At 73.1% G+C, this 23,654-nt stretch carries 22 protein-coding genes; 12 read left to right on the top strand and 10 right to left on the bottom strand.

All coding sequences use genetic code 11. The features are described 5' to 3' along the window. Positions 1-22 precede the first annotated feature (22 nt). The 6 genes from ribH (at position 23) to OHT61_RS05195 (ending at position 4,879) form a co-directional block, all read left to right on the top strand. On the top strand, positions 23-508 hold the full coding sequence (gene ribH, locus OHT61_RS05220; RefSeq protein ID WP_073751806.1) for a 6,7-dimethyl-8-ribityllumazine synthase: 486 nt from the start codon (positions 23-25) through the stop codon (positions 506-508). 35 nt (positions 509-543) lie between these two features. Continuing rightward, complete coding sequence (locus OHT61_RS05215) at positions 544-816, top strand: phosphoribosyl-ATP diphosphatase (protein WP_031097852.1); 273 nt, start codon at positions 544-546, stop codon at positions 814-816. A gap of 52 nt (positions 817-868) precedes the next feature. Further along, positions 869-1,717 (top strand): ATP phosphoribosyltransferase, encoded by an 849-nt coding sequence (hisG, locus tag OHT61_RS05210; protein ID WP_329035444.1) that lies wholly within the window; start codon positions 869-871, stop codon positions 1,715-1,717. A gap of 41 nt (positions 1,718-1,758) precedes the next feature. Further along, entirely contained in the window at positions 1,759-2,238 is a 480-nt protein-coding gene (locus OHT61_RS05205) for a PH domain-containing protein (RefSeq protein ID WP_329035442.1), read from the top strand. Positions 2,239-2,429: 191 nt separating this feature from the next. Continuing rightward, positions 2,430-3,794: a hemolysin family protein gene (locus tag OHT61_RS05200; protein WP_329035440.1), complete on the top strand. Its 1,365-nt coding sequence runs from the start codon at positions 2,430-2,432 to the stop codon at positions 3,792-3,794. Then, on the top strand, positions 3,791-4,879 hold the full coding sequence (locus OHT61_RS05195; RefSeq protein WP_329035439.1) for a hemolysin family protein: 1,089 nt from the start codon (positions 3,791-3,793) through the stop codon (positions 4,877-4,879). The genes OHT61_RS05200 and OHT61_RS05195 overlap by 4 nt, the downstream gene beginning before the upstream one ends. Before the next feature lie 54 nt (positions 4,880-4,933). Here OHT61_RS05195 and OHT61_RS05190 read toward each other — a convergent pair whose 3' ends face one another. Together OHT61_RS05190 and OHT61_RS05185 are read right to left on the bottom strand one after the other, a co-directional pair. After that, positions 4,934-6,835: an AAA family ATPase gene (locus tag OHT61_RS05190; protein WP_329035437.1), complete on the bottom strand. Its 1,902-nt coding sequence runs from the start codon at positions 6,833-6,835 to the stop codon at positions 4,934-4,936. 364 nt (positions 6,836-7,199) lie between these two features. Next, complete coding sequence (locus tag OHT61_RS05185; protein WP_329035435.1) at positions 7,200-7,814, bottom strand: uridine kinase family protein; 615 nt, start codon at positions 7,812-7,814, stop codon at positions 7,200-7,202. A gap of 183 nt (positions 7,815-7,997) precedes the next feature. On the opposite strand from OHT61_RS05185, the gene OHT61_RS05180 reads away from it, so the two are divergent. Next, positions 7,998-9,353, top strand: a complete 1,356-nt coding sequence (locus OHT61_RS05180) for a peptidase C39 family protein (protein WP_329035433.1) — start codon at positions 7,998-8,000, stop codon at positions 9,351-9,353. Between the two features lie 75 nt (positions 9,354-9,428). On the opposite strand, the gene OHT61_RS05175 is transcribed toward OHT61_RS05180, so the two are convergent. Beyond that, a complete protein-coding gene (locus OHT61_RS05175) occupies positions 9,429-10,814 on the bottom strand; it encodes an LCP family protein (RefSeq protein ID WP_329035431.1) in 1,386 nt (461 codons plus the stop codon). Between the two features lie 272 nt (positions 10,815-11,086). Here OHT61_RS05175 and OHT61_RS05170 point away from each other — a divergent pair, with 272 nt between their 5' ends. The 5 genes from OHT61_RS05170 (at position 11,087) to OHT61_RS05150 (ending at position 15,724) form a co-directional block, all read left to right on the top strand. Continuing rightward, positions 11,087-11,488, top strand: a complete 402-nt coding sequence (locus OHT61_RS05170; RefSeq protein ID WP_329035428.1) for a BlaI/MecI/CopY family transcriptional regulator — start codon at positions 11,087-11,089, stop codon at positions 11,486-11,488. A 4-nt stretch (positions 11,489-11,492) separates the two neighbouring features. Further along, complete coding sequence (locus tag OHT61_RS05165) at positions 11,493-12,425, top strand: M56 family metallopeptidase (RefSeq protein WP_329035427.1); 933 nt, start codon at positions 11,493-11,495, stop codon at positions 12,423-12,425. A 560-nt stretch (positions 12,426-12,985) separates the two neighbouring features. Next, entirely contained in the window at positions 12,986-14,314 is a 1,329-nt protein-coding gene (locus OHT61_RS05160) for a hemolysin family protein (protein ID WP_329035425.1), read from the top strand. Beyond that, positions 14,311-15,330 carry a hemolysin family protein gene (locus tag OHT61_RS05155; RefSeq protein WP_329035423.1) on the top strand — a complete coding sequence of 340 codons (1,020 nt, stop codon included), beginning with the start codon at positions 14,311-14,313 and terminating at the stop codon, positions 15,328-15,330. Before OHT61_RS05160 ends, OHT61_RS05155 begins: the two co-directional genes overlap by 4 nt. Positions 15,331-15,460: 130 nt before the next feature. Beyond that, entirely contained in the window at positions 15,461-15,724 is a 264-nt protein-coding gene (locus OHT61_RS05150) for a GlsB/YeaQ/YmgE family stress response membrane protein (RefSeq protein ID WP_329035422.1), read from the top strand. 68 nt (positions 15,725-15,792) lie between these two features. On the opposite strand, the gene OHT61_RS05145 is transcribed toward OHT61_RS05150, so the two are convergent. From OHT61_RS05145 to OHT61_RS05115, 7 genes are all read right to left on the bottom strand, one after another. Further along, on the bottom strand, positions 15,793-17,160 hold the full coding sequence (locus tag OHT61_RS05145; protein ID WP_329035421.1) for an aldehyde dehydrogenase family protein: 1,368 nt from the start codon (positions 17,158-17,160) through the stop codon (positions 15,793-15,795). Positions 17,161-17,210: 50 nt separating this feature from the next. Then, the gene (locus tag OHT61_RS05140) at positions 17,211-18,977 is read right to left on the bottom strand and encodes an asparagine synthetase B family protein (RefSeq protein ID WP_329035418.1); all 1,767 of its coding nucleotides are present in this window, start codon (positions 18,975-18,977) and stop codon (positions 17,211-17,213) included. A gap of 71 nt (positions 18,978-19,048) precedes the next feature. Then, on the bottom strand, positions 19,049-19,561 hold the full coding sequence (locus tag OHT61_RS05135; RefSeq protein ID WP_329035417.1) for a hypothetical protein: 513 nt from the start codon (positions 19,559-19,561) through the stop codon (positions 19,049-19,051). Positions 19,562-19,661: 100 nt separating this feature from the next. Beyond that, a complete protein-coding gene (locus OHT61_RS05130; RefSeq protein WP_329035416.1) occupies positions 19,662-20,552 on the bottom strand; it encodes a hypothetical protein in 891 nt (296 codons plus the stop codon). Then, the gene (locus OHT61_RS05125; RefSeq protein WP_329035414.1) at positions 20,549-21,802 is read right to left on the bottom strand and encodes a hypothetical protein; all 1,254 of its coding nucleotides are present in this window, start codon (positions 21,800-21,802) and stop codon (positions 20,549-20,551) included. Before OHT61_RS05125 ends, OHT61_RS05130 begins: the two co-directional genes overlap by 4 nt. Then, complete coding sequence (locus OHT61_RS05120) at positions 21,760-22,818, bottom strand: hypothetical protein (protein WP_329035413.1); 1,059 nt, start codon at positions 22,816-22,818, stop codon at positions 21,760-21,762. The genes OHT61_RS05125 and OHT61_RS05120 overlap by 43 nt, the downstream gene beginning before the upstream one ends. After that, complete coding sequence (locus tag OHT61_RS05115; protein ID WP_329035411.1) at positions 22,815-23,534, bottom strand: cupin domain-containing protein; 720 nt, start codon at positions 23,532-23,534, stop codon at positions 22,815-22,817. The genes OHT61_RS05120 and OHT61_RS05115 overlap by 4 nt, the downstream gene beginning before the upstream one ends. Positions 23,535-23,654 lie beyond the last annotated feature (120 nt).

The raw sequence follows: 23,654 nt of genomic DNA, 5'->3' as shown, positions 1-23,654 counted from the left end.
CGAACGAACACACAGGAGAGACATGAGCGGCAAGGGCGCACCCGAACTGTCCGTACGCAACTGCGGCGACCTCAGGGTCGCGGTGATCGCGGCCCAGTGGCACGAGAAGGTGATGGACGGACTCGTGGACGGGGCTCTGCGTGCCCTCCACGACCTCGGGATCGACGAGCCGACACTGCTCCGGGTCCCCGGCAGCTTCGAGCTCCCGGTGGTCGCCAAGGTGCTCGCCGGACGGGGCTACGACGCGATCGTCGCCCTCGGCGTCATCATCCGCGGCGGCACCCCGCACTTCGAGTACGTGTCGCAGGGCGTCACCAACGGCCTCACGCAGGTCACCGTCGACACCGGGGTCCCCGTGGGCTTCGGCGTCCTCACGTGTGACAACGAGGAGCAGGCCCTGGACCGGGCCGGGCTCGAGGGGTCCAACGAGGACAAGGGGCACGAAGCGGTCACCGCGGCCGTCGCCACCGCGGCCACGCTGCGCACCGTGAGCGAACCCTGGCGCTGAGCAGCGCCCGGGGACCCCGTATTCTAGGGACCATCATGGCGAACAAAACCTTCGAAGAGCTCTTCGCCGAGCTCCAGCTCAAGGCCGCCGACGGCGACCCCTCCACCTCCCGCACCGCCGAGCTGGTGGACAAGGGAGTGCATGCCATCGGCAAGAAGGTCGTCGAGGAGGCCGCCGAGGTCTGGATGGCCGCCGAATACGAGGGCAAGGAAGCCGCCGCCGAGGAGATCTCGCAACTGCTGTACCACGTCCAGGTGATGATGGTCGCCCGCGGGATCTCGCTCGACGACGTCTACGCCCACCTCTGAGCACACCCCGCACGTCCCCGGAACTCCCTCCGCACAAAGGAAACCTGACCTCATGCTGCGCATCGCCGTCCCCAACAAGGGTGCAATCTCCGGGCCTGCGATGGCGATGCTCCATGAGGCGGGCTACCGGCAGCGCAAGGAGTCCAAGGAACTGGTCCTCGTCGACCCCACGAACGAGGTCGAGTTCTTCTACCTGAGGCCGCGGGACATCGCGATCTACGTCAGCTCCGGGCGGCTGGACATCGGCATCACCGGCCGTGACCTGCTGCTGGACTCCGGGGCCGACGCCGAGGAGATCCTCCAGCTCGGCTTCGCCCGTTCCACCTTCCGCTACGCCACGAAGCCCGGCACGGCCACCGGCCCCCAGGACTTCGACGGCATGACGATCGCCACGTCCTACGAGGGCATCGTGGCCAAGCACCTCGCCGACGAGGGCGTGAAGGCCTCGGTCGTCCACCTCGACGGCGCCGTCGAGACCGCCATCGAGCTCGGGGTCGCGCAGATCATCGCCGATGTCGTCGAGACCGGCACGAGCATGCGCAACGCCGGCCTCGAGATCATCGGTGAACCGATCATGAAGTCGGAAGCCGTGGTGATCCGCCGCAAGGGCGCCCCCGGCGACGACCCCAAGGTGCAGCAGTTCCTGCGCCGCCTGCAGGGCGTCCTGGTGGCGCGCAGCTACGTGATGATGGACTACGACTGCCGGGTCGAGCACCTGGAGCGGGCGGTCGCCCTCACCCCGGGGCTGGAGTCGCCGACCATCTCGCCGCTGCACCACGAGGGCTGGGTCGCGGTCCGTTCCATGGTCGCGGCCAAGGAGGCCCAGCGGATCATGGACGACCTGTACGAACTGGGCGCCCGCGCCATCCTCACGACCGCCATCCACGCCTGCCGCCTCTGACGGCCCGCACGACGGCACAACCGAAGGAAGGCAGCGCCGCGATGTCCGCCTCCCCGCCCGCTTCTCCCGGACTCCCCGAACTCCCGGCCACCTTCAGGCCGACCCGCACCCGGGTCGTCCTGCTGACCGTGGGAGCGGCGATGTTCGTCGTCATCACCGCCGTCGCGATGATCCTGGAGAGCCTCGGGCCGGGGGAGCGGGCCAGCTTCGTCTTCGTCGCCCTGCTCTTCTTCGGCGTCCTGGCCCTGCTGAGCCGCCCGCGCGTCACCGCCGACGAGACCGGAGTCACGGTCGTCAACATCACGCGTACGCGCCGGCTGGCGTGGGCGGAGATCGTCCGCGTCAACCTGCGCGCGGGTGACCCGTGGGTGTTCCTCGACATCGGCGACGGCACCAGCATGCCCGCCCTCGGCATCCAGCCGGGGATCGCCCGGGAACAGGCCATCCGGGACGCCCGCGCACTCCGCGCCCTCGTCGAGTTCCACGGCAGCGGAGTGAACGACGCCACTCGGAACGGCTGAGCCCCCTGCCCCACGCGGCCGGATCCCGATTATTCTGGATGGCGGCGGTGCACCGGGTGCGCCGCCGCCCCGCACCTGAAGGCCCTTCGGGCCCCGCGGGGCACATTCCTGCGACCCAAGGAGTGACTCCCTCCAGCAATGGACGGATCGTCCGGTAGTACCTGCGCCGCCCCCTCCCCGGAGGCGGCGGCATGACAACCCCCCTGTTGCTGCTCCTCGCGGCATTCCTCCTCATCCTCGCCAACGGATTCTTCGTGGCGGCCGAATTCGGTCTCGTCACCGTGGACCGGCCGGACGCCGAGCGCGCCGCCGCCGAGGGCGACCGCCGGGCGCGCACCGTCGTCGCCGCCCTGCGCGAACTCTCCTTCCAGCTGTCCGGCACCCAGCTCGGCATCACCATCACCTCACTGGTCGTGGGCATGCTGGCGGAACCGGCGCTCGCCCAGCTGCTCGCCGGGCCCCTCACCTCCACGGGCCTGCCCGCGGGAGTGGTCCCCGGAGTGAGCGTGGTCACCGGCATGATCTTCGCCTCCGCCGTCCAGATGGTGATCGGTGAACTCGTGCCGAAGAACTGGGCGGTCTCGCGGCCGCTCCAGGTCGCCCGCTTCGTCGCCGGCCCCCAGCACCGCTTCTCCGCCCTCCTGCGGCCCGTGATCACCGTGCTGAACACGGTCGCGAACCGGCTGGTGCGGCTGCTGGGCGTCGAACCCACCGACGAACTGGCCTCCGCCCGGACCCCGGGCGAACTGGTCTCCCTGGCCCGGCACTCCGCCGAGGCCGGCGCCCTGGAACAGGACACCGCCGACCTCTTCGTGCGGACCCTGTCCCTCGCCGGTCTCACCGCGCAGCACGTCATGACCCCACGGGTGAAGGTCAGCGCGCTGCAGTCGACGGCGACCGCCGCGGACGTCCTCAACCTCACCAGGGCTACTGGACTGTCCCGCTTCCCCGTGTACCGGGACCGCATCGACGAGGTCGTCGGCATGGTCCACCTCAAGAACGCCCTCGCGGTCCCCGCCCCGGACCGGCTGCGGACCCCCGTCGGCCGCGTCGCCGTGCCGCCGCTCCTCGTACCGGAGACACTGCCGGTCGAACAGCTGCTCCAGCGGCTGCGCAGTGAGCAGCCGATCGCCGTCGTGGTCGACGAGTACGGCGGTACCGCGGGCGTCGTCACCCTCGAGGACATCATCGAGGAGCTGGTGGGAGAGGTGAGGGACGAGCACGACGCCGAAGGCGCGGACCGCCCCCAGCTCACCCCCGTCGTCGCCGACGACGGCCGGCCCGGCTGGGACGTGGAGGGCAGCTGCAGGGTCCTGACCCTGCACTCGATAGGCCTCGACGTACCCGAAGGACCGTACGAGACCGTGGCGGGACTGATCGCCGACCTGCTGGGACGCATCCCCGCCCCGGGGGACCGGGCGGAACTGCCCGGCTGGCGGATCTCCGTCCGTCAGGTCGGCCACTACCGCGCCGAGCGCGTGAGGTTCGTCCGGCTGACCGACATACCGCACACGGCCGGACGGCTCTCCCAGGACATGCTGGAGGCCGTGCGATGAGTCTCGTACAGCTCGTCTTCGCGGGCCTGCTCGTGCTGGCGAACGGCTTCTTCGTCGGCGCGGAGTTCGCGCTCGTCTCCGTGCGGCGCAGCCAGGTCGAGCCGCTCGCCGCGGCCGGGTCGAGCCGGGCCAGACAGGTCGTGTACGGCCTGGAGAACCTGCCGCAGATGATGGCCGCGGCCCAGTTCGGCATCACCGTCTGCTCCCTCACGCTCGGCGCCGTCGCCGAGCCGACCGTGGCGCACCTCCTGGAGCCGGTCTTCCACGCGGCCCACGTGCCCGAGGGCTTCGTGCACCCGCTCGGCTTCGCCCTCGCCCTCGTCTCCGTGGTCTTCCTCCACCTCGTCATCGGCGAGATGGTCCCGAAGAACCTGGCGATGGCCGCCCCCGAGAAGACCGCGATGTGGCTCAGCCCCGGCCTGGTCGGTTTCGCCCGGCTGTGCCGGCCGGTCACCTCGGCGCTCGGGGCGTGCGCCCGTCTCGTGCTCAGGCTCTTCAAGGTCGAGCCCAAGGACGAGGTCGAGGCGGTCTTCACCAGCGAACAGCTCAACCGTCTCGTCGAGGACTCGGGCCTCGCAGGGCTCCTGGAGCCCGAGGCCCAGGAACGTCTGGAGGACGCCCTGGAGCTGGGCAGCCGGCAGGTCACCGACGTCATGCTCGACCGTGCGTCCCTGGTGACGGTGGACCCGTCGGTCACCCCGCGCCGGATCGAGGAGCTGACCGTCAGGACCGGCTACTCCCGCTTCCCGGTGTGCGCCGAGGGCGGCGGCCCCTTCATGGGCTACCTGCACGTCAAGGACGTCCTGGAGCTGGAGGACGGCGAGCGTGCCGTTCCCCAGCAGATCTGGCGCCCGATGGCGACCGTGCGGGCCGAGCTCCCGCTGGACGACGCCCTGACGGTCATGCGCCGCGCGGCCACGCACCTGGCGCAGGTCGCGGACGCCTCGGGCAGGGTGCTCGGCCTCGTCGCCATGGAGGACGTCCTGGAGATGCTGGTGGGTGAGGTCCGCGACCCCGCCCACCACGTCTCGGTGCCCCGCCGGACCGTCGAGGCGCCGAAGGCCATGGCGCCCACGGCGGGCTGAGCCGGTACGCCGGCGGGCGGCCCCCTGCGGCAGCCCGCCGGCGAGTCCGGCGCCCTACAGCGTCCCGGGCTCCTGGGTACCCCGGTCCACCGGCCCCCGGCCCGAGAGCACCTCGCCGTAGGCCTGCATCAGGTCCGGCAGCCGCAGGGTGGCCAGGTCGTCCCGGGTCGGCGCGGCCGTGTAACCGGACAGCCGCAGATCACGGTAGGCGCAACTCTTCTCGTACAGGGTGCGCAGGAAGCGGCCGTTGCCGAGCTCGTCGATCCAGCCCTGGTCGGTCACGTGACCGCTGATGCTGCGCAGCTCGTCCAGTGACTCCTCGTCCCACGCGTCGCCGTTCTCGGCTGCCAGCACCCCGCCGATCGCGGTGAGTTCGAGGGGGCGGTAGCTCGGGAAGTCGACGCGCGTGGTGAAACGGGAGGACAGCCCCGGGTTGGTGGAGAGCAGCCTGTCCATGCCCTCGGGGTAGCCGGCGAGGATGACGACCAGGTGGTCCCTGTTGTCCTCGGCACGCTTGAGGAGGACCTGCAGAGCCTCGTCGCCGTACGCGTCGCCCTTGCTGTAACCGGAGTTGGAGAGGCTGTAGGCCTCGTCGACGAACAGCACCCCGCCGAGCGCGGAGTCGATCAGCTCGTTGGCCTTCACGGCCGTCTGTCCCAGGAACTCGCCCACCAGGTCGGAGCGCTGGGCCTCCACCAGGTGGTCCCCACCGAGAAGACCGAGGGCGTAGAACACCCTGCCCAGGATGCGGGCGACGGTCGTCTTGCCCGTCCCGGACGGCCCGGAGAACACGAAGTGGCGCTTCGGCGGCTGGACGGGCAGGCCCTGCTCGGCGCGCAGCCGCGCCATGTTCAACTGCGCGGACAGCGCCTTGACCTGGCGCTTCACGGGCTCCAGCCCGACCATCCGCTCCAGTTCCGCGAGCGCCTCGGCGAGCAGGGCCGGATCGCTGGGACCGGCCGGGAACACCGCGGTCCGTGCCGGCCCGGCCCTGCGCCGCGTCCCGCCGGGCGCGGGCACGGGCAGCGGGGCCCCGGCCAGGGGCTGCGGATCCCCGCCGAGCCAGGACTCCCGGCCCTCGGACAGGTCCGTGTCGAGCACCATGTCCCCGTCCGGCCGGCCCTCCACCGCCGTACCGTCCGAACCGAAGCCGGCCAGGGAGACGGCGGCGAGATCCACGGCCTCGTCGTAACCGTCCCCCTCGGAGATCGCCGCGAGTCTGGCCGAGGTGTCCATGAACGCCGGGTCGACGCGGTGGACAGCCCGGTACAGCGGAAGGGCCGCCGCGCTGCGCCCTGTGCCCTCGTGGGCCCGCGCCAGCCAGTAACGAAGTTCCTTGCGCTGCGGCTGCTCGCTGCGGCACCGCATGAGGGCGGCCGACAGAAGGGGTTCCGCCTGCCCGTACATCTCCAGGCGCACCCGGGCCATGCCGCCGAAGAGCCCCGACTCGATCCCGAGCAGCGGATCGTCGACGAGCTGCTCCGTGGTCCGCACGAGCTGCTCCCAGTCCTTGACCAGATAGGACCGGCAGGCGTGCAGGAACCGGACCTGGGGATCGGTGTCGACGGGCGGCAGCCCGGCCAACGCGCGGTCCAGCTCGGGGACGTGACGGCCGTCGAGCCAGTGCGACGCGTGGGCCAGCAGCAGGTCCCGGGCGCTCTCCAGCACGGGCTGCACCCACCAGCCCAGCCAGTACCAGGAGTTGAGCGTGCGGCGGTGACGGGTGCGCTGCTCGCCGAAGCGCTCCCGGTGGCGGTACATGCGCAGGAGCGCCGTCGTGGTGTCGATCCGCAGGGCGTGCAGGCCGAGCCAGCCGTCCGCCATGCCGGGATCGAGGCGCACGGCGGTGCGGAACTCCTCCTCGGCCTGGGGATACGCGCCCATGGTGTAGGCATCCACCCCACGCAGCCAGGCGAGGTCGGCCGGGGTCTGCAGCCCCTGTGCGCCGATGTCCATCAGGTCCCCCACAAACCGTGCCCCCAGAATGTCCCGCCCGCACAGCATGCCCAGCGCAGGGCGCCTAATCACCGTGTCGGAGAAGGGAATTGACCACACCGAGACGCATCGTACCGGTACAGGGAGTGAGCGGCTAAGGGCATGATCGGCACTTCGGAGCCGTGACCGACGGTGATCAACGGGGGCCGTTCGGCGGTGTCCACGGGCAGGACGAAGCCCCCGGTCACGGGGGAACGGCCGGGGGCTTCGCGTCTGCGGGGGCTCCGGGGAGCCGACATCGAGAACGTAAGACCTGTACGGGCCCCCGGTCAAGCGGTGTCGGCGCAGTTCCCGGGGCTTTTCGGACCGGCCGGACGGGTGGAGCTCAGCGCTCACCCTCCGTGACGATCCGACTCGTCCCCGCAGTCGCGCGAGGACCTTTCAGCCACGCGTACCCCGTGGATGTGCGCCGGACGACCGTGTCGGCGAAGGGATATGAGGGGTCGTCAGCGAAGTGGCGCAGCTCCGCGGCCGTCCATCCGTCCCAGAACGCGGCGAGCCCGGGTCCGTCGCGAAGCCGGCCCTGCTCCCAGGACGCCTCGCGGTCCCCCTCGATCCACAGCAGCTGCGCGAGGAACGGACGCACCGCCGCGCGGCCCGCCCCCACCCCCTCGATCAGCACCACGGGGGCGGGGGCCAGTGCCCGCGGCGCGCCGAACCGGCGGGCCGTCCAGTCGTAAGGGGCGTACCGCGCCGACTCGCCCCGCGAGAACGGTTCGAGCACCTGCGTCCGCAGGCGGTCCGTCCACGCGAACAGCTCGTCATGGCTGGCCAGGTCGTCCAGGTGGAGCACGGGAGCGTCCCCCAGTGCCTCTGCCAGGCGGCCGGCGAACGTGCTCTTGCCGGAGCCCGCGTGTCCGTCGACCGCGATCAGCCGCACGGGCCCGCAGGACGGCGGGAGGGAGCGAAGCCCCCGCGCGCGGGCCGCCAGATCGTTCATGCCTCCACCCTACGAGGGCCGGCCGTCCGGACTTGAGCATGCGCAGGTCACGCCAGTGGACCAGACCAATATTGGTTTCGCGGCGCGGACCGAATCACTGGCCTGATCCGGTCCCGACCCGCGATAGTTGCCCCACCGATCGGCACCCGCAGCCCCAATCCGCCCACGACCGGGGGTCTCGCCATGACCAGACCGACTTCACGCAGGACCGTGCTCACCGCCGCGCTCGCGGCCGGGGCAGGCGCCGTCGCCTCCGCCGGCCCGGCGAGCGCCGCAGTCTCCCGTACCTCCTCCTCCCCGGCGGCAGCCTCGCTCGTGGACAACCGTTTCTGGACGACGTACACCGACTGGCGTTCCGGCTCGCGGGCCGGCACCCGGGCCGTCGCCGGCCGCCGGGCCGGCCTGGAGATCGCGGCCCCCCTCGGACGTACCGACTACGCAGACCCGCACACCGGCACCACCAGCAGCTGGGAATACGCGACCTGGACCTCTCCGGTCCACCGCTCCGACGTCCCCGCCACCGAGGTGATCGCGTCCTGGAACGCCCACACCCCCGAGGGCACCTGGATCCAGACCGAGCTGCGCGGGCGCTACTCCGACGGGACCGACACCCCCTGGTACGTCATGGGGCGCTGGGCCTCGGCCGACACCGACATCCGGCGCACCTCCGTCGACGACCAGACGGACGGGAAGAGCACCGTCTGGACCGACACCTTCTCGGTGGACGACGCGGCGAGCGGGCTGCGTCTCGTCTCGTACCGTCTGCGGCTCACCCTGTACCGGACCCCCGGCACCCGTCTCACCCCCACGGTCCACCGCATCGGGGCCATGGCCTCGGACGTCCCGGACCGCTTCACGGTCCCCGCCACGACACCCGGCGTCGTCCGCGAACTGGCGGTGCCGCGCTACTCGCAGAACGTCCACGTCGGGCAGTACCCGGAGTACGACAACGGCGGCGAGGCCTGGTGCAGCCCCACCTCCTCGCAGATGATCATCGAGTACTGGGGGCGGCGCCCCACCGCCGAGGACCTCGCCTGGGTCAAGCCCGGCCTCGACGATCCGCAGGTCTGCCACGCGGCGCGCTACACCTTCGACTACCAGTACGACGGATGCGGCAACTGGCCCTTCAACGCCGCCTACGCGTCGACGTACAAGGACATGAGCGCGGCCGTCACGCGCCTCGACTCGCTGGCCGGACTGGAGAAGCTGGTCGACGCCGGTATTCCGGTCATAACGTCACAGTCCTTCCTCAAGGGCGAACTGACGGGCGCCGGTTACGGGACGTCGGGCCACCTGATGACGGTCATCGGCTTCACGGCCGACGGCGACATCATCGCCAACGACCCCGCGTCCCCGGACAACGACGCGGTGCGCCACGTCTACGCCAGGCGCGAGTGGGAAAATATCTGGCTCAGGACCAAGCGCTACGACGCGAACGGCGCCGTCAGGAGCGGCACGGGCGGTGTCTGCTACGTCTACTGGCCGGCTTCGCCGTCCGCCCGTCAGCGGCGCGTACTGAGGTCGCTCGGCCTGGCGTGAGCGGGTGGCGCAGCCGCGGACGCGGGGCGGGGAAGGGCGCCGGCAAGGCGGCTTCCCCCGCCCTTCGCGTCCGTGTCAGCCGCGTACCCCCTCGAAGTCCGTGCCGATCGTGAGCGTGACCACCCCGGGTGCCGCCTCCGCGTCCGCCCGGGGCTTCACCGGCTTGCGCAGCCGCTGTGCCACCGCGCGCGCCTGCTCCTCGAGGCCCGGGGGGCAGGTCACCGTGGTCTTCCCGGCCGACTCCCCGGCGTTACCGGTCCCGGCGACCGAATAGCCCGCGAGGCGCAGCTGTTCCGCGGCCCGGCCGGCCGCGCCGGCCTCACCCGTGCCGTTGAGCGCCTGCACGCTGATGGTCCGCGCGGCCAGGGGCGCCGGTGTCGTCAGCCGGTCCTTGTCGACCTCCTCGTCCCTGGCCAGGGCGGTGAAGAGGTCCTGTGCCTGCGGGTACTGCCAGGAAATGTTCGCCTTGTCCGTCGGGACGTCGAGCTCACGCGGGTAGTTCGGCACCGTGAGGAAGACCAGCCTGTCGGAGGCGATGCCCCGGATGTCCGACGCGAGCGAGGTCAGCGGCTTGATGCCGGCGAGCTTCGGATCCGTCGTCACCGACTTGGTCGCCGAGTCCAGCACGCCGTACATGGCGCGCGGGCTGGTCAGCTTCTTCCGTGCCTTCGCGGCCAGCGCCTCCATGAACTCCTGCTGGCGCCCTATCCGGCCGATGTCGGAGCCGTCGCCGACGCTGTACCGGGTGCGGACGTAGCCGAGGGCCTCCTCGTCCTTCACCGTCTGGCAGCCCGCCGCCAGGTCGAGATGGGCCTTCTCGTCCCGCATCGCCTGCTCGGGACAGACCTCGATCCCGTCGACCGCGTTGACCATGCCCTTGAAGCCCTGGAAGTCGACCGACATGAAGTGGTCGATCCGCAGCCCGGTGTTCTGCTCGATGGTCCTGATGGTGCAGGCTGCGGCGCCCCCGACGTCGCCCTTCATGCCCCCGATGGCGAACGCCTCGTTGATCTTCGCCCGGTGCGGGGCCGACGTCGTGCCGTCGCCCCGGTCGCAGGCCGCTATCGGCACCCACGAGTCACGCGGCATGGAGACGACCGTGCCCCACTTCCGGTCGGCCGACAGGTGCAGGACCATCAGCGTGTCGGACTGCATGGTGTCCAGGTCCTTGCCGTACTTCGCGTTGGCGCCGTCGCGGCTGTCCGACCCCACGACGAGGATGTTCAGAGCCCCGGGACTGAGGTTGTCCGGCCGGTCCCCGCCGATCTTGCCGTCGATGTCGCCGGCGTGGATGTTCCCGTCCAGGCTCCGGTAGATCCACGCTCCGGCGCCGCCCGAACCGGCCAGCACCACGGCGAGGACGCCGACGGTCCAGACGAGGAACTTCCCGCGCCGCGTGAGGCGGACCGGCCCGCGGCCCCCGCCGCGCCCGCGGCGCCCCCGCCCCTGTGCCCCTTGCATGCGCTTCCCCTCCGGTCGTGGGCGTGCATGTGATCCATGCGCCCCGAAGCATTCTCGCGCGGCCCTGCGCCGCGCATCGACACGGCTGTAGATGCCGGCCGCCTCCCGATCCCCGATCCGCCCCCATTGTTCCTCCTGCCGGACCCGGGGTGCGGCCACTTGTGCCGGGGGCGGGCGTGGCCGGGACGCGTGCGGACCACCGGTCGTATCTCAGTACGATGAGCGGCCCAGGCGCCGGGCATCTCCGGGCACCGCGGCAGGAGGGAGACGGCATGACCGGCCAGAACCAGGGCGGTGCCGCCCGGCAGCCCCGCCGCAGGGGTCAGGGGGAGCTGGAGAGCCAGGTGCTCGCGGAGCTGCGCCGCGCCCCGCACCCGGTGAACGCCGGCTGGGTCCAGGAGCGGCTCGGCAGCGGTCTGGCGTACACCACCGTCATCACCATCCTCACCCGGCTGCACGTCAAGGGCGTGGTGGAGCGCGAGCGTTCGGGCCGTTCCTTCGCGTGGACCGCGACCGCCGACGAGTCGGGTCTGGCCGCCCTGCGCATGCGCAAGGTGCTCGACGCCGAGGCGGACCGCGAGGCGGTGCTGGCGAGTTTCGTGACCGCGCTGCCCCCGGGCGACGAGCGGCTGCTCAGGGACTTGCTGGCGGCGGCCGACGAGGGGGAAGACTGACCGCATGGGCATCTTCGTCTTCCTGCCGATGGTGCTGCCCCTGAGTGCCTGGCCGGTCGCACGCCTGGCCGAGCAGCACCTGCACCCGCGCACCGCGACCTGGCTCCTGTCGGGTGTCGCGTCGGTTCTCGCCGTGTGCAGCACGCTGTCACTCGTCCTGATGGTCGTGGTCGGGACCGCCCAACTGCCGGGGAATCCCCTGCCCGACGGATGGTCCGACCCCGAGGTGCGGGAGGCCGTGCCGTACGACGAGGTCGCCGGCAGGGTGGCCATCCCGCTGCTGCTCGCCGTGTTCGTGGCCTGCGGCTGGACGGCCGCGCGCCACTTCCTCGTACGGCGACGGGCGCATCTCGCGCTGGCGGGGCTGCCGCCGAGGCAGGTGGCGCTCCTGCCGGACACGACGCCGTACGCGTACGCCCTTCCCGGCGGCCCGCGTGGCCGGGTCGTCGTCACCACCGGCATGCTCGCCGCCCTCGGTGCGGCCGAGCGGCGCGCGCTGTTCGCCCACGAGCGGGCGCACCTGGCCGGCGCCCACCACCGCTTCCTGCTGACGGTCCAACTGGCCGCGCGGGCGAACCCGTTCCTGCGCCCGCTGCGTACGGCGGTCGGGTTCACCGGCGAGCGCTGGGCCGACGAGGAGGCGGCGCTCGCGGTGGGGGACCGGCGCAGCGTGGCGAGGGCGATCGGCAAGGCCGCCCTGCTGTCCCCGGGGGCCCCGCTCTCCACGCTCGCGGCGCTGGCGGCACCCGGCCCCGTCCCGCGCCGGGTGGCGGCGCTGCTCGGTCCGGCGCCCGCCGCACGGGCCTGGCCGCCGCTGTCCACGACCGTGGGGCTGGCGGTGTGGGGCGCGGCTGCCGGTGCGGCGTTCTCCGCGCTCGCGTCGGCGAACTCGGCCGTCACCCTGTTCTTCATCCTGAAGGCGGCCACGCCGCTCTAGCCCTTGTCGCCCGGGTCCGTTCCTGCGCCCGTACCCGTCCGGCCCGGCGCCGGGTCCGTCCTCGTGCCCGGATCCACCCACTCCCGTGCGGTCCGGGCGGCCTCGGTGCTCGTGCGGCCGGTGATCCGCGCGACATCGCCACCCACGGGCTTTGCCTTTCCTTTACAGTGTTGTAGAAGATCCCGAACCCCGGCCCACCGGCCGGCACCGTCGACGAAGGGGCGACCGAACCCGCATGGGCCAGCCGCGCCGCCGTCGTCCGGCCGCACCGGCCGCTTCTGCCGCCATTGCTGCCGCCGTCGTGTCCGGCCGCCGTGTCCGGCCGGGCCGCCGCGCGACGCGCGCGCCGGCTCTCGGGACGCCGCTCACCCGGCCGGCCCCTGTCCGGCTTGACCCACCCGCGCCAGGGGAACCCTGCCGCGACGCCCCGCGCGGCCCATGACCGGCGCCGGGACCATCCAGAACCGAGGAGAGCTCGTGTCCGCCACACCGACGGACCCTCCGGGGCCGCCGCCCCGCCCGTACAGCCGTGACCACGGCCCGCGCAGGGGCGGTGCGCGATGACCGCCGTGCTGGGGCTGCTCGCGGTCCTGGTCCTCACCGCGGGCACCGGCTACTTCGTCGCCCAGGAGTTCGCCTACGTCGCCGCCGACCGGCTCGCCCTCGCGCGGGAGGCCGAGGAGGGCGACCAGCGGGCGGCCCGCGCGCTCACGGTGCTCGAACGCCTCTCGTTCATGCTGTCCGGCGCCCAACTCGGCATCACCGTCACGGGCCTGGTGGTCGGATTCCTCGCCGAGCCGTCCGTGTCGGCGTTGCTCCGGCCGCTGCTCGAAGCCATCGGGCTGTCCGGCGGAACCGTCTCGGTCATCTCCGTGGTGCTGGCGTTCGTCCTGGCCACCGTGGTGCAGATGGTGCTCGGTGAACTGGCCCCCAAGAACCTCGCGCTCGCCGTGCCCGAGAGGCTGGCCAAGTCGCTGGCCGCGTCGACCCTGATGTACCTCAGGATCGTGGGCCCCGTCGTCCGCGTCTTCGACGGTGCCGCCAACGGGCTGCTGCGCAAGGCCGGCATCGAACCGGTCGAGGAACTGCACCACGGCGCGACCCTGGAGGAGCTGAGCCACCTGATCGGGGAGTCCCACGAGCAGGGCCACCTTCCCCCGGACACCGCCGAACTCCTCGACCACGCGGTGTCCTTCTCGGAGCGCACTCTCCACGAGGTCATGGTGCCCCGGGCCGACGCCGTCTTCGTGCGCGGGGACGCGACCGCGGCCGACGCCGTGCGGCTGATCGCGCGTCACGGGCACTCCAACTATCCCGTGCTGGGCGATCATCCCGACGACGTCGCCGGAGTGCTCGGCGTGCGCGACCTGATGCGGCTGTCCGCGGACGGCTTCGACCGGGACACCGCGGGTGACGCCGCGCGGCGGCCCCTGCTGCTGCCGGAGACGCTCCCGCTCCCGGACGCCGTGGCGCAGATGCGGGAGCGGGACGACGAGTTCGCGGTGGTCCTGGACGAACACGGGGGTGTCGCCGGGGTCGTCACGTACGAGGACATCGCGGAGGAACTCGTCGGCGACATCGCCGACGAGTCCGACACCGTCGTGGAACTCGCCGTCGCGGACGGCGGCGGCTGGTTCGTCGACGCGGGCCGCCGCCTCGACGAGGTCGCGTCGGCCACGGGCATCGCCCTCCCCGAGGAGGCGGACTACGACACCGTCGCCGGGCTGATCATCGACCGGCTCGGCCGCTTCCCGGCCATCGGCGACCGCCTCACCGTGCAGGACGTCGACATCTCCGTCCTCACACTGGACCGTCACGTGCCCGACCGGGTCCGCGTCGAGCGGCACGCGCCGTCCGCCGAGCCCTCGACCGAGGAGTCACAGACGTGAGCTTCCCGCTGGCAGTCCTCATCACCGTGCTCCTGCTGATCGGCAGCGGTTTCTTCGTCGCGTCGGAGTTCGCCCTCGTCGCCGCCAAGCGCCATCGCATGGAGAAGGCCGTGGAGGAGGGGAAGCGGGGTGCGAAGGCCGCCCTCGCCGGGATGCGTGAGCTGTCGCTGATGCTCGCCGGTGCCCAGCTCGGCATCACCATCTGCACCCTGGGCCTCGGATCCATCTCCAAGCCCGCCATCTCCCACGAGCTCGACCCGCTCCTGCACGGCCTCGGCCTCCCGAGCGGTCTCAGCTACGGCATCGCCTTCGCCGTCGCCATGATCGTCGTCGTGTTCCTGCACATGGTGGCCGGCGAGATGGCCCCCAAGTCCTGGGCCATCGCCCACCCGGAGCGCTCGGCGATGCTGCTGGCACCGCCCTTCCGCGCCCTGGTCAGGACGGTACGACCGCTGATCAGGGTCCTCAACAAGGTCAGCAACGCCCTGGTACGGCTCTGCCGGGTGGAGCCGCGCGACGAGCTCGCGGACGTCCACAACCGGGAGCAGCTCACCCATCTGGTCGCCGAGTCCGAACGCCTCGGCCTGATCAACCGGACGGACTCCGAGCTGATCACCAGGTCCCTGACCGAGCCCCAGACGCCGGTGGCGGAGCTGCTCACCCCGGCGAAGGACATGATCACCGTGCCTGCCGGGGCCGGTCTCGACGTGATCCTCGAACGGGCGCGGCGGGCCGACCGCACCCGCCTCCTGGTGAGCGACGGTGAGCGCGTCCTCGGGTCGCTGCACGCCCGGGACGCCCTGGTCGCGCGCACCCAGGGGCGATCGGTGACGGCGCGTCAGCTGGCGCGGCCGGTGCCCGAGCTGCGTACCGAGGACACCGTCTCCCGTGCCGTGGAGGAACTCCGGCGGCACAGGGCGTCCCTGGCCGTGATCCGCGACGGGAGCGGCCGCCTCGTCGGCCTGGTCAGCCTCGACGACCTGATCGCGCGGCTGATGGGCCTCCAGGCGGCCTGAACGGGCAGGGCCCACGCGCCGGAGTCCCTGCTGCCGCGCCGCTCACGCATGCGCCGCCGCACCCGGGGCATTCGTACTTCGACAGCGCTGTCGAAGCAGAGCGGCAGCCGGAGCGCGGAGGCGGACGGACATGGGAATCGCGGGCATCGTCAGTGCGATCGTGATCGGGATCATCATCGGCATCCTGGGACGTCTCGTCGTCCCCGGCCGTCAGCGCATCGGCGTCCTGCTGACCATCGTCGTCGGCATCGTCGCGGCGTTCGTCGGCACGGCCGTCGCCGCCGCGTTCGGCGTCTCCGGCACCGACGGCATCGACTGGATCGAGATCGCGATACAGGTGCTGGTCGCCGCTCTGGGTGTCGCCGCCCTGGACCGTGCCATGGCACGCCGCTGACGCCTCCGTCTCCCGTGGCCCGGGCCCGCACCCGCGGACCCGGGCCACGGCGGCGTACGGCACAGCCCTCAGCGGGGCGCCCCACCCGCGCGCCGCGGCAGGCGGACGGTCACCGTCTTGGGCCGCTGGTACTCCCGGAGCGCCAGGGCACTCAGGTCCGTACCGTGGCCGGACGAGCCCCGGCCCCCGTGGGGGAGTTCCGCCGTCTGCACCAGGTGGCAGTTGAGCCAGACCTCGCCGGCGTCCAGACGCCCCGCGAGGTCGAGGCCCGTGCCGAGGTCCGTCGTCCAGGCACTGGCGGCCAGGGCGTGGGGGACACCGTTCGCGAGGCGCAGCGCCGCGTCCACGGTCGGGGCGTGCTGGACCGTGAGGAGCGGGCCGAAGACCTCCTCGACGACGGCCGGATCGTCCTCAGGCAGGTCCGCCAGCACCAGGGCGGGCCGCCAGTGGCCGCCCTCCTCACCGGGCCCGGCCGAGATCCCCGCGGCCGACCGCCGCTTCGCCGCCGAGGCGGCGACCAGGGAGTCGTAACGGGCGACCTGCTCCCGGTTGTTCAGCGGCCCGAAGTCGCGGCCCGCGAGCCGCGCGCCCATCGCCGTGGACAGAGCCGCGACGGTCGCCTCGTAGTTCTCGGTGAGCGTGATGACGCGGGCCGGGGCCGCGCAGCTCTGTCCCGCGTTGTACGTCGCCGCCTCGGCGAGCGACGCGAACGTGTCCGCGGGAGCGTCCGGGAGGACGAGGGCCGGCGCGTTGCCTCCCAGCTCCAGGCTGGTCCTGCGCGTCCCGGCCCGTGCCGTGACGTCCAGGCCCGCCCGGCCGCTGCCCGTGAAGGCGACCATGTCCACAGGCGATCCGACGAGCAGCCGGCCCGTCGAACGGTCCCCGGGAAGCGACTGGAGGACGCCTTCGCCCAAGGCCGCGGCAGCGTGCTCCGCCAGGAGTTCCACCGTGTCCGGAGTGGTCTCGGCCGGCTTCACGACCACCGTGTTGCCCGCGGCGAGGGCCGGGGCGCAACGCCATGCGGCCATCATCAGCGGGTAGTTCCAGGGCACGACCACACCGACCACGCCGACGGGCTCCCAGCGCACCCAGCTCTCGTGCCCGGCCACCAGGGCGCCCGCGGCGGGAGCCGTCGCGGCGCGCGCCGCCGTCGCGTAGAAGCGGAAGAGGTCAGCCACCTGCGCCACCTCACCCGCCGTCTCAACGTCCGGTTTGCCGGTCCCGGCGCGTTCCCGGGCGACGTAACGTGCGGTGTCCGCCTCGATCAGGGCCGCCAGCCGGTCCAGCCGGCCGGCCCGCTCCCGCGGGGTCAGGGAGCTCCACGCCCCGAGCGCCGCGCGTCCGGCCGCCACGGCGGCCCCGACCTCCGGTTCGCGCGACAGAGGGGCCGTCCCGCGGGGCAGGCCCGTGCGCGGGTCTTCGAGCCGGGTGTTCATCGTCGCTCTCCGTTCGTCGTCTCCCGCCGCTCCCTCACGCACCGTGCCGTTCACAGTCCGTACGAGCGCAGCCAGAGTTCCAGGGTCAGTACCAGCCACAACTTGCCTCCCTGCCGCGGCAGGAGGGTGCCCTCGCCCTTCATCCACGTACGGATGGTGGCGGGCCGGAAGAGGTCGCGGCCGGCCGACTGCCGGCTCAGCAGCAGGTCCCCGGCCAGATCGCGCAGCGGACCCGCCAGCCATTGCTGCACCGGGACCCGCATCCCGCTCTTGGGCCGGTCGACGACCGTGCCGGGCAGGAGGTCGCGGACCGCCTCCTTGAGGATCCACTTCTCCGCCGTGCCGCGGAGCTTGAGCTCCGGCGGCGTCGCGAAGGCGTGGTCGATCACCCGGCGGTCGAAGAGCGGGGAGCGGCCCTCGACGCCCTGGGAGGCGGTCAGACGTTCCACCTTCGTCAGGATGTGGTGGGCGCCCTTGGTCCGGAGGTTGCAGTGCAGGAGCTGGTTGAGCAGCCCGTCCATGCGGTGCGGGCTGCCGGGACCGGGAGTCAGGTAGGGCTCGACGAACCGCTGAGGGAGCGGTTCGCCCCGCAGCGCGTCCAGGGCAGACCCGGTCAGCAGCTGGGGGAGATCCGTCCAGCACTTGCGGTAGGCGCGCAGGTACGCCGTCGCCCGGTCATCGTCCCACGGCGCACCCGGCTCCCGGTGCATCTCCTGCACCAGCATCGGGAGGTTCTTCGGCCCGCCGAACACCGGGTCCCCGCCCTCCCCGTTGAGCACCACGGACGCGCCGTCCGCGGCCACGGCCTCGGCCAGCATCAGGTTCGGCACCGTCAACGGGTCGCCGACCGGGCTGTCCAGCAGCGCGGCCGCTTCCGCGAGCCGGGAGGCGACGGCCTCGCCGGACACGCTGAGGACCCGGTGACGGGTGTGGCAGTGCGCCGCGACCAGCCCCGAGTAGCCCAGCTCGTTGGGCAGTTCGTCCCCGAAGCTGATCGAGTAGGTGTGCACCGGGTGGCTGTGGAGCTTCGCGGCCAGTGCGGTGACGAGCGAGCTGTCGACACCCCCGGACAGCAGCACCGCTGCCGGCTCCGCCTCGGGGAGTCTGGCCGCCATCGCCGCCTCCAGGTGCGACCGGAGCGCCAGGGCGTACGGCGTGGGGTCCAACGCTCCCTGCCGGCCGAGCCGTTCGCGGGGTTCCCAGAACACCGACTCGGTGACCCCGCCGTCGGGGGCCAGGCGCAGGACGCGTCCGGGGAGCGCTTCCCGCACACCTTCGAGCAGCGTCTCCTCGCCGGGCAGATAGGCGAACGTCAGGAAGGAGCGGACCGCCGCGAGGTTCATCGAGGTGCCGAGCGCGGGCCAGCGCCGCAGCGTACGCAACGAGGTCGAGGCCGCCCAGGCGCCCTCCGCGCGGGCGTAGAAGACCGTCCGGGCCCCCACGTGGTCGCGTACGAGGACCAGAGCGTCCCCGTCGAGGACGGCGAGCGCGAACATGCCCTCCGCGAGCGCCACCCCCGCCTCACCGAGCCGCGCCCAGCAGCGCAGCAGCAGTTCACCGTCGCCGCAGTGTGCGGGGGCGGGTGCTCCGTCGGCACGCAGCGCCGCCCGGAGGACCGGGCGGTTGTGGAGGGTGACCTCACCCATCGCGCTCAGGCCGTGGGCGGTGAACGGCCCCTCGGCCGGGCCCGTCTCGCCGGCGACCGGCCCGAGCCCGGCCCCTCGGACATCGACGTCGGCGGTGGGAACCCCCATGGCCTCGACGTGGTCTCGGGCCTGGCGGGTCGTCGGGGCCAGGCAGACGCAGAAGCGCGCCACGTGCCGCTCCTCTCCTAGTCGGTCGCTGTCGTGTGCGGTCCGGCCCGCCGCCCGGGGGCCTCGCCGGTGGCTCAGCCGAAGTCGTCGTCGCTCCAGGCCTCGTCGTCGTGCCAGCCGGCGTCCCAGTCGCCGGTACCCGGGTCTCCGCCGGAGTCGCCGCCGGAGGAGGACGACTGGCTCTGCTGCCGCAGGGCCTCCTCCTCTTCCGGGGTCATGCTCAGCGGTGGCAGGTGGGCCGCCGTGATCGCGAGGGTGGCGACACCGAGCCCGGTGAGCAGCGCACCCGCCCGGCCGCCGAACGACGTCCGGTTGACCATCAGCGTCTCGCCGCGGCCCCACAGGGTGCGCCCGTACCCGATGTCCTTCCCGTACGTCACCGTGCCGTCGGCGAGAGTCCGCTTGACGATGTGCTTGCCGAGCAGTTCGTCGGTGCCGGAGGCGTTCGCGCTGTCGTGCCAGTGGACCAGCCGACGGGACGAGCCCTCGCGGCGCCGCCACTCCTGCCTGCCGTCCTCGTAGCGCCGGTGGACGCTGCCGTCGGCGAGCAGTTCGTCGAAGTAGCCGATCTCGTGGGGGCGGATCATCGTGTGCGGTCCTCCGGGGTGCCGGGCAGGAGCGGTCTCGTGGGTCTGCGCGCGCGGGAACGCGCCGGGGCGCTCCCGGCGGGGGCGTGAGGGCGGCGGCTCATGAGGCGGGCCAGCTGAGGAAGCCCGCTTCGCGCAGCCCGCGCAGGTCCGTCCACACGGAGGTGCGCGGCGGGCGGGGCCCCCGGGTGAGCCGCAGCACCGTGCGCACCAGGCGCTGCGGTGGCACGGCTGCCGCTTCGGCGAACCGTCCCCGCAGCAGCCAGGCGGCCTCCTGGGGCCTGAGCGCGGGCGGCCGGACCGTCCGGCCGGGGTCCGGCGCCGGACCCCGGCCGGAGGGGAGGCGCAGCGCCGCCGCGTGGCGCGGGGCGAGACCGATCGACGCGACCCGCACCCCGGGCACGGGCCCGAACGCGGCCCTGACGCGGGCCGGAAGCCCGACGCCCTCGGGACTCGCGTCGTGCAGCACGTGGACCGTCGCGCCCCCGGCCCGCTCCAGGGCCGCGACGACGCGCGGATCGGGGGACAGCGCGTCGTCCGCCGCGATCACGGGACAGGCCGCCTCCACATGGACGTGGTTGGAGAGCAGCATGCGGGCGATCGAACGGTCCTGGCAGACCAGGAGGCGCGGCAGCCCGTAGGCGTGGAGGTCGCTCTCCGCGCCCTCCCGCGCGGCGGGGAGCCGGGGCGGTACGTCCGGCGGGGGCGGCAGCAGCCCGGGCACCGACTCCCGGCCCCGCGCGTCCAGCGCGCGAGTGAACACGGGCAGCCGGAGGCCGGGTGCCGGAGTCCGCGCGGGGCGGGTGAGCCGGGTCGCCGGGCTCAGCACCCGGCAGGTCTCGTAGTAGAGCTGGCGTTCCGTGAACCGGAGTCCGCCGGGGCCCGCCGCACGGGCCGCGGCCCGGGTGACCGCCGCGTCCAGGAGCCGTGCCCCCGGACGGCCGAGAGGGCCGGTGAGGGCTACGCCGCCGCGGCCAGGTCGTGTGTTCACGGGGCGCCGCCGCCTTTCTTCCGGGATGCGCCGGGGCCGGTGCGGCCACGGCCGGTGTCCGGGGCTCCGCCGTCGCTCCGCGCGGCACCCGCGGCGGCACAGGCGTCCGCGGGCCACTGTTCGGCGGGCCAGGCGAGGAAGCCCGGGTCCGCGTCGCCGGTGCCGGCCGGACCGGCGCTCCGGGCGCGTTCCACGGCCCGTACGACGACCGATTCGAGCAACTGCGGCGGGACGGCCGCCAGCGGACTCCAGAAGCCCTCGGCGAGCCAGGCCGCGTCGGGCTCCGACAGGCTCGCCACCGTGCGCAGTTCGTGCGCCCCGACGGCACTCCCGTGCGGGGCGAGAACGACGGCGCCCGGCCTGGACCTGGCGACGGCCACGGGGAGGCCCGCGTCCACCACGGTCCGTCCGGGATGGGCGGCGCGGACGAGGGGGGCCATCAGGACGCCCAGCGGTTCGGCGTCGTGCACGACCACGACGGGGAGGGTGCCGCGGTGACGCGCGAGTTCCCTCAGCGCGTCGGCGACGAAGCCGGCCTCCCTGGCGCCGTCCTCCTCACCCGGCGCGATGACCACGGCGCCCAGCCGCGCGGGGATGCCGTTGATCCGCAGGAAGGCGCCGACCGACGAGTCCGTGCAGAGGATCACGGCCTCGGGGCGGCCGGAGGGAACAGATGGATCGGGAAGGGGGTACTCGTCGTCCACCACCCCGTCGGGCAGTCCGCCGTACACGTCCGTCCAGCCGTCGGCCATGCGCCGGTAGAACGTCGTGCTGTCCGGGACGGCGGCGAAGCCGGCGCGCCGGGCCGGGCGGTGACGCATGGACGACGCGACGGCGAGGACCAGGAACGCGGCCCCCGCGGCGGCCCACGCGAGCAGGGCCGGACCCCTGGCCGTGCCCAGGACCGCGCACCCGAGCAGGACCACGGCGACGGGCCACGCCACGAGCCGCCGGACCCGGGGCGGCACGCCGTGCGCAGGGCGCGGCGGCCAGGCCTCGTGGTGGCTCAGCGACAGGTACCAGAGCTGGTGGAGCGTGATCCGCAGCCGGCCCTGGCCGGTGGCGTGCTCCACGATCCTCCGGATACGGATGTCGTGCGCACCCTTGCCGTCGACCGCAGGATCCAGCGCGAAACGCCTGCCGCAGGGACCGCACACGCGGCCGGCGCGTTCCTTGCCGGTGAGGGAGGCCGCGCAGTGCGGGCAGATCACCCCTGCCTCCCGGCGCCCCGGGAGCCCGGACCGGGCCATGTCATGAATCCCAGGCCCGAGGCGCGCGCGTGCTCCGGATCCGCCGCGGCGGCGGCCTGTCCGGCGACCCGGGTGAAGACGGCGAGCAGCCGGGCGGGCGGCAGGGCGACGAGCGGGAACCGCCAGCCCCTGCCCATCCACTTCAGCTCCCGCGCGGTGAAGTCCCCGCTGTCGGCCAGCCGCTCCATCGTCCGCGGCTCGGGCACGGTGCCGCGGTCCCGGTACGGAACCGCGCGGGCACGGGTGACGACGGAACGGACCGGCAGCCCCGCGTCGACGACCCGGCGCCTCTCCAGCGCCGCGCGCACGTCTCGGACGTAGAGCTCCCCCCAGGCGTCCGCGTCCCGGAGCACGATCACGGGCTCGTCCCCGGGCAGGGCGCGGACCGTGTCCAGGTCGTCGGCCAGCAGGACGCCGAAACGGCCGGGCAGACCGGACGCGGCCAGGAACACCCTGACGGCGTCGTCGGGACACAGGAGTACGGCCACGTGCGGGGAGGCCGCGGACCCACCGGTCCCCCCGGCCGGGGTGCGCGCGGCGTCGATGATCCCCGGTGGCAGCCCCCCGTACCGGGACCGCCAGTGGCGCAGCGCCTGCGACTCGAACACGGCGCGGGGCATGGCCGGGAACCCCCGGTCCACCCCGGCCGCCCACGCCACCGCGAACCCCGCCCCCATGAGGAGCAGTCCGGCGGCGACGGCCAGGACGAGGGTGCTCCCGAAGCCCAGGCCGAAGCATCCGATGAACACGCCCAGTGGCAGGGTCGCTCCCGCACAGCCCGGCGTGAAGTCGGCCTTCCGGAGGCGCGAGCGCGACAGCGCGTACCAGAGCTGGTCCGACGTCACCTCGATGCTCACGTCCTCCGTCACCTTGGCGGCGACCCTGCGCACGCGCAGGTCGTGGAGCCGCAGCGAGTTGGTCTTGGGATCGAGGGCGTACGTGCGCCCGCAGTGGGAGCAGGTGTTTCCGGTGCGCTCCTTCTGGAGCAGGTTCTTCGCGCAGTGCGGGCAGATCACCGGCGGGCCTCCAGCGCCGTCGCCACGCGGCGCAGCCGGGCCGCCAGGCGCTCGCGGACCGTCGTGACGGGGATGCCGCGTTCCCGCTGCATGTGCTCGATGCCGCGCAGGGCGGTGGCGAGGGCGCGGTACTCGGCGGGGGTCGCCACGGTGGGACCGCCTGCCGCCGTCCCGGCGCCGGCCCGGCGCTCCGCCTCCTCGGCGGTCACGGCGTAGTCCTCGTGGTCGATCCCGTAACCGGAGTTGGCCGCGAGGATCGTCAGCGGACCGGTGCCCCTGTTGGCGAAGGAGTGGGGCATCATCTCGGGGATACGTATCAGCATCCCCGGTGCCAGGGGGACTTCGGTGACCCGGTCGCGGTGCTCGTCGTGGAGGCCGCACGCGGCATGGCCCAGGCTGAGGACGAAGTGCTCCCCGCCGTGGGCGTGCGGGGTGAAGGCGCTGCGCGGGCCCACGACGCCGAGCTTGACGGTGGCGTTCGAGGGACGCTCGGGCGACGTGCCCGCGTCGCCTATCAGGTAGTGGGCGAACTGCCCGTCGTCGATGAAGCGGAGCAGGGCGTGCCCGGCCCCCAGCGGCCGGCTGCCCTCACGGTCCGCCAGTTCGATGCTGCCGTCCGGCTTCAGGTGGTACAGCTCCACACCTTTGGGCAGGGCGCCCCAGATCTTCTCCGGCACCGCCCCGCCTGACGTCCCGGCGTACTGCCTTCCGGACACCGCGCCTCCCCCCGTGTTCCCCGTGCGCGCTCCGCAGCCGCATCGTATGGCCTCGAATCGCCACAATGTGCGACTACACAGAGGCTGTTGGCCGACGGTAGGGAGAACCTGAGGTGAACG

Source organism: Streptomyces sp. NBC_00178, from assembly GCF_036206005.1.
GTDB lineage: Bacteria > Actinomycetota > Actinomycetes > Streptomycetales > Streptomycetaceae > Streptomyces.
The sequence above is the reverse complement of the archived record's forward strand: the minus strand, read 5'-3'. Positions and strand labels throughout refer to the sequence as shown.